15 protein-coding genes and 1 pseudogene are annotated in these 15,867 nt (G+C 60.7%); 5 read left to right on the top strand and 11 right to left on the bottom strand.

All coding sequences use genetic code 11. The annotated features are described in order from the left end of the window. Positions 1–1,650, bottom strand: a complete 1,650-nt coding sequence (gene bglA / locus JNB88_RS16590) for a beta-galactosidase BglA (RefSeq protein WP_220356404.1) — start codon at positions 1,648–1,650, stop codon at positions 1–3. A 187-nt stretch (positions 1,651–1,837) separates the two neighbouring features. Between bglA and JNB88_RS16585 the strand changes: the two genes are divergently transcribed. Both JNB88_RS16585 and JNB88_RS16580 read left to right on the top strand, forming a co-directional pair. Next, entirely contained in the window at positions 1,838–2,749 is a 912-nt protein-coding gene (locus JNB88_RS16585) for a sugar kinase (RefSeq protein ID WP_220356403.1), read from the top strand. Between the two features lie 179 nt (positions 2,750–2,928). After that, positions 2,929–4,095 carry a glycosyltransferase family 4 protein gene (locus JNB88_RS16580; RefSeq protein WP_220356571.1) on the top strand — a complete coding sequence of 389 codons (1,167 nt, stop codon included), beginning with the start codon at positions 2,929–2,931 and terminating at the stop codon, positions 4,093–4,095. A gap of 150 nt (positions 4,096–4,245) precedes the next feature. Here the strand turns inward: JNB88_RS16580 and der are convergent, their stop codons facing one another. The 3 genes from der to JNB88_RS16565 form a co-directional block, all read right to left on the bottom strand. After that, complete coding sequence (gene der / locus JNB88_RS16575; protein ID WP_220356402.1) at positions 4,246–5,664, bottom strand: ribosome biogenesis GTPase Der; 1,419 nt, start codon at positions 5,662–5,664, stop codon at positions 4,246–4,248. A gap of 15 nt (positions 5,665–5,679) precedes the next feature. Then, entirely contained in the window at positions 5,680–6,363 is a 684-nt protein-coding gene (locus JNB88_RS16570) for a tetratricopeptide repeat protein (RefSeq protein ID WP_220356401.1), read from the bottom strand. A 104-nt stretch (positions 6,364–6,467) separates the two neighbouring features. Then, on the bottom strand, positions 6,468–7,052 hold the full coding sequence (locus tag JNB88_RS16565; RefSeq protein WP_220356400.1) for an NnrU family protein: 585 nt from the start codon (positions 7,050–7,052) through the stop codon (positions 6,468–6,470). Positions 7,053–7,169: 117 nt separating this feature from the next. Between JNB88_RS16565 and JNB88_RS16560 the strand changes: the two genes are divergently transcribed. After that, entirely contained in the window at positions 7,170–8,168 is a 999-nt protein-coding gene (locus JNB88_RS16560) for a polysaccharide deacetylase family protein (protein ID WP_220356399.1), read from the top strand. Between the two features lie 200 nt (positions 8,169–8,368). After that, the gene (locus tag JNB88_RS16555; RefSeq protein WP_037132589.1) at positions 8,369–8,635 is read left to right on the top strand and encodes a DUF2277 domain-containing protein; all 267 of its coding nucleotides are present in this window, start codon (positions 8,369–8,371) and stop codon (positions 8,633–8,635) included. 69 nt (positions 8,636–8,704) lie between these two features. On the opposite strand, the gene bacA is transcribed toward JNB88_RS16555, so the two are convergent. After that, a complete protein-coding gene (gene bacA / locus JNB88_RS16550; RefSeq protein WP_037132586.1) occupies positions 8,705–9,970 on the bottom strand; it encodes a bacteroid development protein BacA in 1,266 nt (421 codons plus the stop codon). 123 nt (positions 9,971–10,093) lie between these two features. Next, positions 10,094–11,299, bottom strand: a complete 1,206-nt coding sequence (locus JNB88_RS16545) for a YbfB/YjiJ family MFS transporter (RefSeq protein ID WP_220356570.1) — start codon at positions 11,297–11,299, stop codon at positions 10,094–10,096. 126 nt (positions 11,300–11,425) lie between these two features. Between JNB88_RS16545 and JNB88_RS16540 the strand changes: the two genes are divergently transcribed. Continuing rightward, entirely contained in the window at positions 11,426–11,995 is a 570-nt protein-coding gene (locus JNB88_RS16540) for a PadR family transcriptional regulator (RefSeq protein ID WP_220356398.1), read from the top strand. A gap of 36 nt (positions 11,996–12,031) precedes the next feature. Here the strand turns inward: JNB88_RS16540 and JNB88_RS16535 are convergent, their stop codons facing one another. The 5 genes and pseudogenes from JNB88_RS16535 to JNB88_RS16515 all read right to left on the bottom strand — a co-directional run bounded on the left by JNB88_RS16535 (position 12,032) and on the right by JNB88_RS16515 (position 15,772). Then, positions 12,032–12,532: a P-loop nucleotide/nucleoside kinase family protein gene (locus JNB88_RS16535; protein ID WP_220356397.1), complete on the bottom strand. Its 501-nt coding sequence runs from the start codon at positions 12,530–12,532 to the stop codon at positions 12,032–12,034. Positions 12,533–12,781: 249 nt separating this feature from the next. Next, a complete protein-coding gene (gene map, locus JNB88_RS16530) occupies positions 12,782–13,540 on the bottom strand; it encodes a type I methionyl aminopeptidase (protein ID WP_220356396.1) in 759 nt (252 codons plus the stop codon). Positions 13,541–13,646: 106 nt separating this feature from the next. Then, a complete protein-coding gene (locus tag JNB88_RS16525; RefSeq protein ID WP_220356395.1) occupies positions 13,647–14,708 on the bottom strand; it encodes an LLM class flavin-dependent oxidoreductase in 1,062 nt (353 codons plus the stop codon). A gap of 151 nt (positions 14,709–14,859) precedes the next feature. Further along, positions 14,860–15,275: pseudogene (locus tag JNB88_RS16520) on the bottom strand (DoxX family protein). A 29-nt stretch (positions 15,276–15,304) separates the two neighbouring features. Beyond that, positions 15,305–15,772 carry an SRPBCC family protein gene (locus JNB88_RS16515; RefSeq protein ID WP_037132577.1) on the bottom strand — a complete coding sequence of 156 codons (468 nt, stop codon included), beginning with the start codon at positions 15,770–15,772 and terminating at the stop codon, positions 15,305–15,307. Positions 15,773–15,867: the final 95 nt, after the last annotated feature.

Here is a 15,867-nt window from a genome sequence, read left to right as displayed (position 1 = left end):
TTAGCCAGCCACCCGCGCACAGAACGCGCCGAGCGCCGCGAGCTTGATAGGCCCGGTTCCGGTCGCCGGAGTGAAGCCCGGCATCGCCAATCGTTCTCCGATCACCATTCCAGCTGGCGGAGCGAATTGCGCGGGCTTGTGCGTGAGGTTGAAGACGAACAGCAGCGTCTCGCTTCCCTTTGTGCGGGTGAAGGCGAGAAGGTCCTGATTGGTCCCGATGAACTCCATCGTGCCATCAAGCAATGCCGGGTGGCTTTTGCGGAATTCGAGCGTCTGTCGGTAGTGGTTCAGCACGGAATGCGGATCGCTCTCCTGCGTATCGACCGAAAGCGCCGCCTGCTCGTAAGGCACCGGCAGCCAGGATTTTTCGGCGGTCGTGAAGCCCGCATGTGCCTTGGCAGCCTCCCAGGGCATTGGCGTGCGGCATCCGTCGCGCCCCTTGAAAGCGGGCCAGAAGCGGATGCCATAGGGATCACGCAGATCCTCGAAGGCGAGTTCGGCCTCCGGAAGGCCAAGCTCTTCACCCTGGTAGAGGCAGATCGAGCCGCGCAGCGTCGCCAGCACCGAAATAGCCAGCTTGGCGATGACGGGCCGCTCCTCCGAGGTCTTGGCAAAGCGGCTCACATGACGGTTGACGTCGTGGTTCGAGAAGGCCCAGCAAACCCAACCATCGGCAACCGACTTCTGGAAGGCATCGACGCAGTTGCGGATATGCGTGGCAGTAAAGTCCGGCCCGAGCAGGTCGAAGGTGTAGCACATGTTCAGCTTGTCGCCGCCACCCGTGTAGGCCGCGACCGTCTTCAGCGAACGCGCACCGTCGCCCACCTCGCCGACCGTTGCGCGCGCCTCGTAACGGTCGAGCAGCGCCCGGAACCGCTGGAGGAAGACGATATTCTCCGGTTGCGTCTTGTCATAAAGGTGGTTCTGCATGCCGTAGGGGTTGGTGTCGGGCGCATCAAGTCCTCCGTCGCTCGCATCGGGCGCATGCGGAGGGTTGTCGCGAAGCAGCTTGTCGCAGAAGTAATAGTTGACTGTATCGAGGCGGAAGCCATCGACGCCACGGTCGAGCCAGAACTTCACGGTAGCAAGGACGGCATCTTGAACCTCCGGATTGTGGAAGTTGAGATCTGGCTGCGAGGTCAGGAAGTTGTGCTGGTAATATTGCCGGCGAACGCCGTCCCATTCCCATCCAGGCCCCCCGAAGATCGAAAGCCAGTTGTTGGGTGCCGTGCCATCCGGTTTCGGATCGGCCCACACATACCAGTCCGCCTTGGGATTGGTCCGGCTCGAGCGGCTTTCGACAAACCAGGGATGAACATCAGCCGTGTGCGAGATCACCTGGTCGATGACGATCCTGAGGCCGAGACCGTGGGCCGCAGCCATCATCTCGTCGAAATCCTCGAGCGTGCCGAAGATCGGATCGACATCGCAATAGTCGGACACATCGTAACCCATGTCGGCCATCGGCGACTTGAAGAACGGTGAGAGCCAGATCGCATCGACGCCGAGACTGGCGATATAGGGCAATCTGCGGGTAATCCCCTTCAAATCTCCCAGGCCATCTCCATTCGTATCCTGGAAGGACCGTGGATAGACCTGATAAATGACCGCACCCCGCCACCAGTCCGCCGTCTTGTCCGCAACCGCCACTGTTCATCTCCTGCATTCATGCAATGACGTTGCACACTAAAGCGGACGAGACAAAAAACAACCTTGAGCCCTACGCATCAATGCAAGGCAATCCGACCGATGGCTGGACTCAAAGCCGCCGCCCGCGGCTTGTCAGGAAGGTGGTCTGCGCGTATCAGCGAAGCGGGAATAGTCAGGGAGGCTAACTGTGGGCGGGCGTTTTCTATCTATCGGTGAATGTATGGTCGAGCTTTCGCAGGCAGGCGCTGGTCTGCTGCGCAAGGGGTTTGCCGGCGATACGCTGAACACAGCCTGGTACGCCCGCGCCTGCATGCCGGCCGATTGGTCGGTCGAATATTTCACCGCGCTCGGCGACGAAGCGATGTCCGACGAGATGATCGCCTTCCTCAAGACGGCTGGCATCGGCACCGAATTTATCAGGCGCATCAAGGGCAAGGCGCCCGGTCTTTACATGATCAGCCTCAAGGACGGCGAACGCTCCTTCAGCTATTGGCGCGACAACTCCGCCGCCCGCCAGCTTGCCGGCGACGCCGAACTCCTGCGCGAAGCGATCGAGGCCTGCGATGTCATCTACTTCTCCGGCATCACGCTTGCGATCCTGTCGCGCAACGATGCCGATACTTTGCTTGCCGAAGTTCGTCGCGCCAAGGCCGCCGGCAGGATCGTTGCCTTCGATCCCAACGTCCGGCCACGCCTCTGGTCGAGCTATGACGTGATGCATGCAACGATCAGCGAAGGCGCGCGCGCCTCGTCGCTGGTCCTGCCGAGTTTTGATGACGAGGCAACGCACTTCGGCGACGTCTCGATCGCGGGAACGATTCAACGCTACCGTGCGCTCGGAGCCGCCGACGTGGTCGTCAAGAACGGCGCGGAGGGCGCTACCCTGAGTTTTGATGGGGTGGAGAGTTTCGTCCCGGCCGAGAAGGTCGAGCAGGTGGTCGACACGACCAGTGCCGGAGACAGTTTCAACGGTGCATTCCTCGCGCGATACCTCGAGACCAGGGATGCGAAGGCGGCCGCAGCCTTTGCCGCAAAGATTGCCGCTCGCGTTGTGAGTGAACACGGCGCCCTCGTCGACCGTGAAAAGCTCGGCCTTTAGATAGCCCAGGCATCGCATCACACCCACAGGATATCCCTCGTCTATCGGCGCAACGGGGCTGTAATATTTCCATCATCGACCACCGCCAGAATAGCAAGTGCGGGAATCGAGTCTCCGGACCCGCCCGGATTTGAGCCGCCGTCGAGCGGCATGGATGGAATTGGGGCATGCTGCACCAGATGGCGGATGTTGGAAGCGACGAAAGCCCGGCCGCCTCCCGGCCCGTTGTGGCCGAGCGGCTGGTCATTGTCAGCGACGCGTGGCATCCACAGGTCAATGGCGTTGTTCGCTCGATCGAGAATACCAACCGCGAGCTCGCGAAGATGGGCATCGAGGTGGCGATGGTGACGCCGCAGGGTTTTCACAGTATCCCCTGCCCCACCTATCCCGAAATTCGGCTTTCGATCGCCAACTACCGGCGCGTCGCGCGCGAGATCGAAAAGCACATGCCCTCTTACGTTCATATCGCGACGGAGGGCCCATTAGGCCTGACGGCGCGGCGCTGGTGCCTGAAGAACCGCATGCCCTTCTCCACGAGCTATCACACGCGCTTTCCGGAATATGTCTCGGCGCGCCTGCCTGTGCCGAAGAGCTGGCTCTATGCCTTCGTCCGCTGGTTCCACAATTCCGGCGCTGGCTGCATGGTCGCAACTCCCAGCCTTGCGCGCGAACTTTCTGACAAGGGCATTCAAAACCTCATGCCATGGAGCCGCGGTATCGACGCCGATCAGTTCCGCCCGGCAATTCTGGAAGACAGCCCCTTCGATCTGCCTCGCCCAATCTTCATGACTGTCGGCCGTGTCGCACTGGAAAAGAACCTTCCGGCATTTCTGGATCTCGACCTGGCCGGCTCGAAGGTGGTCGTCGGCGACGGACCTGCTCGCGCCGAACTCGAGAAGCGTTATCCTGACGCGCTGTTTACTGGCCTGAAGTTCGGCGAGGAATTGGCGAAGGCCTACGCCCAGGCCGACGTCTTTGTCTTCCCGTCGCAGACGGACACATTTGGCAACACCATCCTGGAGGCACTCGCCTGCGGTGTTCCCGTTGCTGCCTATCCCGTTACTGGTCCGCTCGATATCATCGGCGAGGAGAGCGAGGTCGGCGCACTCGACAACGATCTGAGGACAGCATGCCTGGCGGCACTGTCCGCCTCGCGCGAGAAAGCCCGCGAACTCGCGCTGCAATATTCCTGGGAGGCAGCGACGACGCAGTTCATCAACAACATCCGGGCCGCCAACGGTGTCATCACGCCGAAATGGAAGAAAGCCTGGCAGTTTGCGGCAAAGTCGCTGCCAAGGACAAAAAAGCCCGGCGACGCCGCCGGGCCCATCTCATCGGGAATCTGAGCCTCTCCGGGCACTCAGGCCCCCACTGCCACGATCCCAGGCTGCATTGCCGAATCGCCAAGCCGGAATTTGCCGAACTGAACGCCTAAGGGCAGAGGTTATTGCGCTGCGCGACGCGCTCGAGAAGCGGGCCTGACAGGCATCCGCTGATCAGCTTCGCTTCTTCTTCGACTCGTACGGATTGTCGGGCGAGCGATAGTGAATGCGGATCGGCACGCTCGGCATGTCGAAGTCGTTGCGCAGACCGTTGATCAAGTATCGGGTATATGATTCCGGCAGTGCGTCGGAACGCGTGCAGGAGATCATGAAGGCTGGCGGACGCGCCTTCACCTGCGTCATGTACTTGAGCTTGATGCGGCGGCCGGAGACTGCCGGTGGCGGATGCTGCACCTGCGTCTGCTCAAGCCAGCGGTTGAGGCGAGCCGTCGAGATACGCTTGTTCCAGACCCTGTCGGTGTCGATGATCGACTGCATCAGCTTATCGAGACCGCGGCCCGTCTGGCCGGAAATCGGAACAGCGCGAATGCCGCGCGCCTGCGGCAGCAGGCGTTCGGTCTTTTCACGCAGGTCGGCAAGAACAGCCTGCGGCTCCTCGATCATGTCCCACTTATTGAAGGCAAGCACGGCGGCGCGGCCTTCGCGGATCACCAGATCCACGAGCTGCAGGTCCTGCTTCTCGAAGGGGATGGTCGAGTCGAACACGATGACCACGGTTTCGGCAAAGCGGATCGAGCGCAGAGAGTCGGCAACTGAAAGCTTCTCCAGCTTTTCAGTGACGCGCGCCTTGCGGCGCATGCCGGCCGTATCGAACATCTTGATGGTGCGACCGTGCCAATCCCACTCGACGGAGATGCTGTCACGGGTGATGCCCGCTTCCGGTCCGGTCAGCAGCCGGTCCTCACCGAGGAAACGGTTGATCAATGTCGACTTGCCGGCATTCGGACGACCGATGATCGCCACGCGCAACGGCTTGGTGTCGTCATACTCAGGCTCGTATTCCTCGTCTTCTTCCATCTCGGCGGGAAGATCGACATTGGTGACAGCGACGTCTTCCTTCGGCGGATAGGCGCGATCCTTGCCGATCGCATCGACGATCGCATCGCGCAGATCGAGCATGCCCTGCCCGTGTTCGGCCGAAATCGGAACCGGTTCGCCCAGACCGAGCGTATAAGCGTCATAGAAGCCGCCGTCCGAGCCCTTGGCTTCCGCCTTGTTGGCGACGAGCACGACAGGCTTGCCGCGACGGCGCAGCATTTCAGCCAATTCCTTGTCGACAGGCGTCAGGCCAAACTTGGCATCGACCACGAAGAGCGAGATATCCGCTTCATCGATCGCCGCTTCCGTCTGGGCGCGCATGCGGCCCTGCAGGCTTTCGGCCTCAGCCCTTTCGAGACCGGCGGTGTCGATGATGGTGAAGTTCAGCCCCATGAGCCGCGCGTCGCCGGGGCGACGGTCGCGGGTGACGCCAGGCGTATCATCGACGAGCGCCAGCTTCTTTCCAACCAGACGGTTGAAAAGCGTCGACTTGCCGACATTCGGGCGACCGACGATGGCGACCGTGAAGCTCATTGAAATTCCTTACATTCAGCCCTGTGCGGCGGGCGCCTTGCCGGATGCGGTGATGTTATCAAGCATCATCTGGGCACGATTGGCAACATTGCGCGGGCTCTGCGCGTCGTCGGCGATCGCCTGGAACCACTGCCGCGCCTGCGCCATGTTGCCGGCCTTGTAGGCGGCAAGGCCAAGTGCTTCGCGGGCCGAGTGGCGGAAGGCATTGCTGGGGACGGCCATTTCCTCGACCTGCGCCGAAACCTGCTCGTAGGTGCCGCTCTCGATCAGCAGCCAGCCGGCGCGCATCTTGGCAGCATCGCGAACTGCCTGCGGCGCTGCACTGTCCTTGCCGATCACGTCGAAGGCGGCGACCGCGCCTGCCGTGTCGCCCTTCTGCGCCAGCACGGTCGCCGAGCGCATGCGCGCAAGAACCGGATAGGCTCCGTGGCCTTCCTTCTCCAGCTTCGCTAGAGCCGCCAGTGCCTCGTCCGTCTTGTTCTCGTCGGCAAGTTTCATCGCAGCGATGAACTGATCGCCGGTGCCTGAGGACTGGTTATCGTCCCAATATTCGTAGACCTTGTAGCCGACTGTACCGAGAACGATCAGGACGGCGAGCGCAATCAGGTAGCGGCCAAACCGGCGCCATGCGCCCTTCACCTGGTCGGAACGCAGTTCCTCGTTGACTTCACGAATGAAGCTGTCGTCGTTGAATGCCATTCTAGTCTCCGGCAACGGATATGCTTCGGCATGCGGGTTGCACGCACATTGTGGGGCCTTCTACCCCATTTTTCAGCAGTTGTAAGGGGGATCGGAAAGATTCGTCACATAACGATCGGCGCCACGCCAATCAACAACTCGTGCAGCTTGAACGTGATGAGCGCCCAGGCAACAACGCCGATGATCACCGAGTAGAGATCGTACTTGCCGGAAACGAACGGGCGGAGGGTAAGCTCGCCTGCCCGCTCACGGCGCTTCAGCGCAATGCGCAGGATGACGCCCCATGCGAGGAAGGCGCCGAACAGCAGCACCGAGGAGGTCTCGCCGTTCGCCAGCAGATGCGAAAAAGCCCAGATCTTGACCGACAGCACCATCGGATGCTTCGTCTTGACCGCGATGTGCCCCGCTGGCAGCAGCGAGGCGACCAGACAGATCATCGCAATCAGCATCAACGTGAGGGCAATATGTGCCATCCAGATCGGCGGGTTGTAGAGCATGCCCGTCACCTGGCGCGCCTGGCCGAAGCCGTAGATCAGCAGGATCAGGGAGAGAATGCTGACAATGGAGTAAGCGATCTTCCAGCCACTCTCGCCGAGGCTGTTAATCATGGACTGGCGAAGGCCGGGTGCAATGACGCGGATAAGATGAAGCCCGAGGAAAATGATGATGCCGACGATGAGCAATGCCATGGCGATCTCCTGTGCGTTTTCCGAGACTTAGCCGGAGCGGCACAAAAACGCCAGCGCCACCGCAGCTTCGCCGCATTTCTGTAACAGGAAAGCCGCAAACAAATTGTCGCGGTGCCCATGTTTCGTTCGTTTTTCAAAGCTTCCCTCGCTCTTTCTTTGCTCCTCCCCGGCGCAGCGGGTGCCAGCGACCAGCCAAAGCAGCTGGTGATCATCTCGTTTGACGGCGCACACGACAACGCGCTCTGGCAGAAGAGCCGAGAAATGGCGGCGAAGAACGGTGCGCATTTCACCTATTTCCTCTCCTGCACCTTCTTGATGAACCAGGCCGCCAAGAAGGCCTATCAGGCTCCGCACCAGAAACAGGGGAAATCGAACGTCGGCTTCGCCCAGAGTGACGACGAGATCCGTGAGCGCCTCGGCAATATCTGGCATGCGCATCTCGAGGGCCACGACATATCAAGCCATGCCTGTGGCCACTTCGATGGCCGCCAGTGGAGTGAAACGGATTGGTCGAAGGAGTTCGCCACCTTCCGCTCCACGTTAAAAAACGCCTGGAAGGGCGTCGATCTCGAGGAGCCGAGGGGCTGGCAGGACCTGGTTGATCACGGCATCCACGGCTTTCGCGCGCCCTACCTCTCGGCAACGCCGGGTGCCGACATGATCGCTGCGGAGAAAAAGGCTGGCTTCACCTATGACGCAAGCCTGGTGACCAAGGGACCGGCCATGCCGGTTGAGGAAGCCGGCATCATTCGCTTCGGCCTGCCGCTGATCCCCGAAGGTCCGCGTGAAAAGCCGATCATCGGCATGGACTACAACCTCTTCGTTCGCCACTCCAATGGAACCGAAGACAAGGCCGACTCGAAGGCATTCGAAGATCGCTCCTACGCCGCCTTCAAGGAGGCCTTCGACAAGCAATACGCGGGCAACCGCATTCCGCTGCAACTCGGCTTCCATTTCGTCGAGATGAACGGCGGGGCCTACTGGCGCGCGCTCGATCGTCTGGTGAGCGATGTCTGCCACCGCGCGGATGTCGCCTGCGTCAGCTACTCCGAAGCGATCCCTGTCATAGAGGCGCGCGGAAAGCTGCAGCCACAAGCGCAAGCATCAGGCCTCTAAGCCGACCGTCCTTTCCCTTTCGCCTTCTTCCCCCAATGGGAGACACCGCGCGTGAACGCCCGGCGTCTCTTCTGCTCCTGTCGTGCGTTGCATCTTCCGTCGTGGCAACCCGGTGCGTTTGCAATTCGCCGTGACACGACTACCTTCTACGCTACGCCACCCTCCTCTCAGGGCAGAGAGAAGACGATCGGGAGTAAGCCATGTGCCGAAATATCAAACCTCTGTTCAATTTCGATCCGCCGGCGACGGACGAGGAGATCCATGACGCCGCGCTTCAGTTCGTGCGCAAATTGAGCGGCACCACCAAGCCATCGAAGCGCAACGAAGCCGCCTTCGAACACGCGGTCATGTCGATCGCGAAATGTGCCCACGATCTGCTCAATTCTCTGGAGACCTCCCAGCCTCCTCGCGACCGCGAGGAGGTAGCCGCCAAGGCCCGCGCGAAGGCTGCCATCCGCTTCGCTTAGGAAGCGTCCAGTCGCGCAGGAATATTCGGCTCTATAGAAGGCCGGTCTAACCGAAATCAGCCGACGGCATTAGCCGTCGGCGTGGATGATGCCAGCCTCGCGCTCGAGATAGCGCTGGTCGATATCAGGCAACGGCTCACCGTCGATAGCGGATTCGAAGGTGCGCAGGCGCTTGTAGATCGATAGCAGCTCAACGATCGTCGTCCACGAATTAACGAGATACTGGAACGAGCCGCGCACCTGGTCGAAGACGTTGTTGATCTGCGTCAGCAGACCAAGCGTGAGCTTGCCAGCAACGATCGACGGCACCAGCACGATCAGGCTGAACAGGTTGTCGGCCTGCAGATAGAAGATGCGGGCGACGTTGAAGTACATGTAGTGGAAATAGAGCCGGAAGTAGTTGCGGCGCACATTGGCGAAGAGCTCGGCCACCGTCGGCGGTGTTGCCCGGTCGGCATGGTCTTCGCCATAGACGAGTTCCTTGCGGTAAGACGCTTCGACGCGCTGGTTGCGGAACTCGAGGCCCGGCAGCTTGATACCGACCAATCCAAGAAAGACCGTTCCGAAGATCGACCAGAACAATGCGGCCCAGACGAGCGCATGAGGCACCTCGCCGATCAGCGGCAGTTCAGTGATGCTGGCGCCAATCTTGAACAGCACCGGCAGGAAGGCAATCAGCGTCATGACTGAGCTGACGAGGCTGACACCGAGGCTTTCCACGGTCGAGGAGAAGCGCATCGTGTCTTCCTGAACGCGCTGCGAAGCACCTTCGATATGCCTGAGCTTCGGCCAGTGAGCCATGTAGTATTCGTTCATCGCCGTACGCCAGCGGAAGATCCAGTGGCTGACGAAGAAGAGATTGAGCACGCCGACGGTGATTGCCACGAAGGCGATGCCGGCAAAGCCCAGCATGCCGAGGTAAAGCTGTGCCGCGGTGACCGGCGCCGTCTTCGCGAGCGCCTGCTGGATCAGGTCATAGAACGGGCCATACCAAGCGTTGATGGCGACGCTCACCTGAACCGAGAAATAGGTGTTGAAGATGATCAGCGCCGAGCCGAGCACCGACCACATCTGCCAGCGATGGGGGCTGTAGGTGAACCAGAAGCTGGCGAACAACGCGACCGCCACGACGTAATAGATATAAAACCAGAGGAACGGGGCAGACCAGAAGACTGACACGCCGATTGGAGCCTCTTGCCCCGGCGCGAGAGGCGGCAAACCAATCACGGAGCCGAGGCGGTAACCGGCGAAATACCAGAAGAGGACGGCGAGAAGCGCCCAAGCGACAGCTGAGATAAAGAAAAGCCTGGGCTTGGGAAAATAGGATACAAACACGGGAGAGGTTGCTTTCCTGAACTTGAGTCTTCGGAGTCTCTAACAGACCAATTGCGGCGAAAACTACGGCAGTTCGCAGAAAGCGGCAATGGGTTCGCCCCATTGTTACGCACTTGTAACGCGTTACGACAACCTTCTGGCAACCGGCATCACCAGCGCCGCGCAGACGAGCAACGCTATCGCCGCGACGTAGGTGGGCGCCGTGAAGCTGCCGGTACGCTCGGCCATCCAGCCTGCGACGATCGGGCCAATAATCTGCCCGGCGCCGAAAGCGGCCGTCATTGTCGCAAGCGTCCGGCGCGGACTGGCCGGCGAAAGCTTGCGGCCGATCTGCAGGCCATAGGCGGTGATCGCAAGGAAGGTCGCTCCGAAGAGTGCGCCGCCAATCAGTGGCGCCGCTGAATGCGGCAGCAGCACGGTTGCCAATACACCAACAGCCTCGACCAGCAGCGCGGCGACATAGATCCTCCCCAGCCCAAGCGGCCGCACGAGCGGCTTCCAGGCAAAAAGCGCCACTGCTGCCGTCAGACCGGCGATGAACCAGCAGAGGAACTCGACGATCTGTCCGGCAGCGTCCATACGGGCGATCGTGACCAGAAACGTGCCGGTGATCACATAACCGAAGCCGAACAGGCCGTAAGATGCCGTCACGAGGAGCATCGGCAAGCTCCAGGCGATCGGCGGCTCCTTGCCGGTCTGCGCCGACGCTGACGGACCTGCAGGCAGGAGCCACCAGACAGCCAGGAGACTGATCGCTGAATAGATAGCGCCACCAATCCATGACACCTTCCAGGCGTCGGCGCCGCCGTAGAACAGGCCGACAAGCAACACCATGACGGACGAGAGGGCGATACCGGCGCCCGGTCCACCGAAATGCGCGGCCTGCACCTGGTCGTTCCCAGCCATTGCTCCGTGGCTGAGCACGATCGACGACGTGAAGACCATCGCAAAGGCACTGGCGCCGCCGGCCAGAAAGCGGATGACAGCAAAAATCGCAACTGACGTCGTCATCGCCATCGCGGCAAGGAGGAGCGCCGAGGCCGCTAGCGCCAAAAGCGCGACACTGCGCTCGCGGCCGGTTGCCCAGCCGTAGGCGGCGAGAACGGCGCCGACCAGATAACCAACGAAATTCGCCGACGCGATGAAGCCCGCGTCCGCTGCCGAGAGAGGCACGCCGCTGATCATGCTCGGCAGGATAGGCGTGTAGGAAAAACGACCAAACCCCATGGCCGCGGCCATCGCGATGGCGCCTGCGAGGCCGGTTCGGAACAGATTTTCGGGGAAGGTTTCATTGCGTGCCAACATGGCGTGTTTATCGCGCTGCACCATGGCGACGACAATCAAGAATTTCTGATCGATCGATCAATTCCACGAAATTGCATCGCGCTCTTGAACTCGCATATCTTACGACATATGTTTTACGACATAGTGAACGATACATAAAAGGAGTGACCTATGAGAGGTTTTAGAGGCGGCATGATGGGCGGCGGCAGTTTTCGCATGGGGCGAAAATTTGCGTCTGGTGATTTGCAACTGGTGATCCTGGCGCTGCTGGTGGAGCAACCCCGCCACGGCTACGAGCTAATCAAGCTTTTGGAGGAGCGCTCCGGCGGCTTCTATGTGCCGAGCCCGGGCGTGATCTATCCCGCCCTGACTTATCTGGAAGAAACAGGACTTGCGGATGTCGAGAGCGAAGGCGCCAAGAAGCTCTACCGCATCACCGAAAGCGGCCGCAGACTTGTCGAAGAGAACCAGTCGATGATCGACATGACGCTCGGAAAGCTGGAGAAGATCGGGGCGAAGATGGCGCATGTCCGAAAGATATTCGACCCCGAAAGCCGCAATGGCGACCGGGACGAGGACGGCTTCCCGGAGGATAATAGCGAGGTCGCAGCAGCTCGCATGCTGCTGAAGTCTGCGCTCCGGCTGCGTTATCCGTGGTCGAAGGAGGAAGCCAAGCGGATCGCCGGCATCCTGGAGCGAGCGGCAGCCGAAATTCTGCAAGGCGGGCGACGCGATTCCTGATCAGGGAACGTCTCCCAATTCTCGGCGCTCTGACGGTCAGAGGAGCGCCATGATCCTTGCGACACTCTCCTCGACCGTCGACATCGCGGTATCGACGCGCAGAAGCGGGTGTCGCCAAGGCTCATATGGCAGCACCGCTATATCCGCCCACGTTGGCGGGGTCAGCCCGTCGACCGTCAGCAGCCGCGTCTCGGCGCGATAGCGGTGCGTCTTCGGGTCGGAGCAGATCACCTCGATCTCGACAAATCGGGTGTTAGCTTCAATCGCAACGGCTCGAAACGCAGCGCGGGTAATTTCGATCGGGTTGACCGTGTCAGCGACGACAGCATGGCCAAGCCGGAGATTGTCGGCAGCGACACGATAAAGCGCCATATACCCGGCTGGTCCGACGTCCGAACCTGGGGGCAGCGCGCCGGATGAACGCATTGCCTGCTCTATGGAGTCCACCCTGAGATAGACGGCCTTCATTCGAGCTGCGAGGCTCTGTGCGATTGTGCTTTTGCCGGCGCCGGGCAACCCGCCGAAAATGATGAACATACGAAAACCTCATCCCTTGAGGACGCATCCTATCCAGACCTCCCTGCCTCGTCTCCCACATGATCCTTTCGACGCAATCATGCGTACTAGGGGCAGTTGAGGAGTGGCGGGAGACCTCTGAACAAGAGCTTGCGGATCTATGACTTCGCGCGAACCTTCCGGATCTTGAGATGGATGCCAGCGACCTCCCCCGGCGTGCATCTCGAAGGCAGGGTCCTGCACCCGAACGCAGGATCCTGCCTTTTCCGATCAGGCAGAGCCGTCCGGCAATGTCAGAATAAGCGGACCATTGCGTGTTGCGACGACGGTGTGTTCGTACTGCACGGTCGGCGCCTTCGGGTCGGAATAGAGCGTCCAGGCATCGTCACCACCCTCCGCCCAAGTGGCACCCAGAGAGAGAAACGGCTCCACAGTGAAGACGAGACCTTCGGCCATGATCCGCTTCTCCGAGGGGTCCGGCCATGTCGAGAGTTCGGCCGGTTCCTCATGCAGCGAGCGACCGACCCCATGGCTCGCCAGATTGGCAACGAGGGTGTAGCGGTTTTTCGCCGCAAAGGCGCCAACCGCCTGGCCGATCTTGGCCAGCGGTTCACCTGACTTCACCTGATTGAGGCCGACCCATAACGCTCGTCTGCCGTCACGACAAAGCTTCTCGATCTTCGACTTGTGCGGCGGGAGGCTGAAGGACGCCCCGGTGTCTGAAAAGAACCCGTCCTTCTCGGCGGAGACGTCGATGTTGACGAGATCTCCCGGGCGAATGACGCGAGGACCGGGAATGCCGTGGGCTATCTCTTCGTTGACGCTGATGCAGGTCGCACCCGGAAACTGGTAGCAGAGCTCGGGCGCCGAGCGCGCGCCCGCGTCCTCAAGGACCTTGCGGCCAATCTCATCGAGCTCCAGTGTCGTGATACCGGGCTCCAGCGACGCCCCCATTACCTGCAGGGCATTGGCGCAGATACGGCCGATTTCCTTCAGCTTGAGAAGTTCGTCTTCGCTTTCGATGATCATGAATGACTGTCCGGCCTTTTGCGGCCGGTCGACCGGCTCTCGATCAGGATGAGAGCACGACGACGCTCGGAATCCAATTCATCCTTTACGGCATCATGCTCCAATTTCAGGCGGTGGCTTTCGCCCCTTCGCCGCTTTCAGTCAATGCCTTTCTGACGATCGGGGCGACTTTCGTGCCGTACAGCTCGATGCCGCGCATGATCTGGTCGTGGGGCATCAGGCCGATCGCCATCTGCAGCAGAAAGCGGTCGTTCTTGAACAGCCGATGATGCGCGATGATCTTCTCGGCCACCAGTTCCGGCTCGCCCACGAAGAGTGCGCCGTTCGGCCCGCGCGACATGTCGAAGTGCGCCCGGTTCGTCGGCCCCCAGCCGCGCTCGCGGCCGATCCGGTTCATGACCTCGGCCTGCGGACCATAGAACTGTTCGGCTGCGGCATCCGTCGTGTCCGCGATGAAGCCATGGACGTTGATGCTGGTCTTGAGCTTCGACGCCTCCTGCCCTGCCCGGCGGGCGGCCTCACGGTAGAGATCGAACAGTGGTGCGAAGCGTCGGGGCTCGCCACCGATGATCGCCAGCGCTACCGGCAAGCCCATCGCACCGGCGCGAGCAACCGATTGCGGCGTACCGCCAACCGCGATCCACAAGGGCAACGGATCCTGCAATGGACGCGGGTAAACACCGCGCCCGTTGATCGGCGCACGCAGTTCGCCCGACCAGGTGACCGTCTCGTTGTCGCGCAGAGCCATCAGCAGGTCGAGTTTCTCCTCGAACAGCTGGTCGTAGTCTTCCAGATTGTAGCCGAAGAGCGGGAAGGACTCGATGAAGGACCCTCGCCCGGCCATGATCTCGGCCCGTCCATTGGAGAGCAGATCGAGCGTCGCGAACTGCTGAAAGACGCGAACCGGATCGTCCGAGCTCAACACCGTCACCGCGCTGGTCAGCCGGATGTTCTTGGTCTTCACGGCAGCGGCGGCCAAGGCGACGGCCGGAGCGGAAGCTGCATAATCCGGCCGGTGATGCTCGCCCAAACCGAACACATCGAGCCCGACCTGATCTGCGAGTTCGATTTCCTCCAGCAGGTGCTTCAATCGCTCTGCGCCTTCCTCACCCTTGTTGCGGCTCGGATTCGGGTTCACGTCGGCGAAGGTGTAGAGGCCTAGTTCCATAGCTCGCATCCCGTTGAATCTAGAGACGGAGATAAGGATGGAGCGGCCTCAGCGCAAATACAAATTCTGGAACCGAACGTTCGAGAATATCGATAAGTAGGCCGCCGCGACCAAGGGATCGCGGCGGTTTCCGATTCTGAAATCAACAACTTCAAAGCTTGAATGGAATCATTTTCCGAACGGCTTCGTATCTGAGATAAAGGCCGTCCCAGGCGATCACCCGAGATAGACGCCGAACAACAGGTGCGAAAAGACCGGGCTCCCGACGCGGAGATGCGTGGCAATCGCGCCGCCAAGCAAACCGGTGAGAAGAATCGCCCCGAGCACCGACGTCCGCGGAATGGCGTAGAGCAGCGCGCACAACAGGGTCACAATGCCGAGACCGCGGGCAAGCATCGGATCATCGGAATAGCCAAGCGCCGTCATCGTCTCCGTGACCGGCGCGATCGGCGCCAGCTTGATCGCCCCATCGAAAATGAGGAAAGCCACGATCAACCCGCTCATGACCGTGCCGGTGATGGTTTGCCAGCGCGGCAACCGCGCATGTGATTCAACGATTGCAGACATGCCTCTACCCCCCTGTTTCGATTCCGATTTCAGATTCTCGGAAGCAGCTCGGCGAGCTGGTCTGCGCATTTGCCCCAGCCCTCATGGAAGCCCATCTGCTCGTGCTGCTCCTTGTCGGCCGCCGTCCAGTGCCGAGCTTTGGCAGTGTATTTCGTTCGCCCGTTGCCCAGGTCCTCGAGCAGGATGATGCCAACGAAGAACGGCTTTTCGGACGGCACCCAGGAACTGGTGAAGGCGTCGGTAAAGACGATTTTCTCGTTCTCGACGATCTCCAGATAGACACCGCGGTTCGGAAACTCCTGGCCCTCGGGGCTGCGCATGACAATGAGGTTCGAGCCGCCCGGCCGTGCATCGATCTGCACGTCAGCGATGCTCCAGGGACGCGGTACGAACCATTCCTTCATCAGGACAGGATCGGTCCAGGCCTTGAAAATCTTCTCGCGCGGGGCATCGAATTCACGCACGAGAACCAGTTCATGTTGAGCTTCTTCCGTCATTTTCGCATTCCTCCTGTTGAGCGAAACCTGTTTTCGATCAGGCTGTTACAAGGACGTGGGAGGCTTTCCGTTTCCGACAACCGGGCGTGACTTTT

The sequence above is a fragment of the Rhizobium cauense genome (genome assembly GCF_019511525.1).
GTDB lineage: Bacteria > Pseudomonadota > Alphaproteobacteria > Rhizobiales > Rhizobiaceae > Rhizobium > Rhizobium cauense.
Note: the sequence above shows the minus strand (reverse complement) of the source record. Positions and strands in the feature narration are given on the sequence as shown.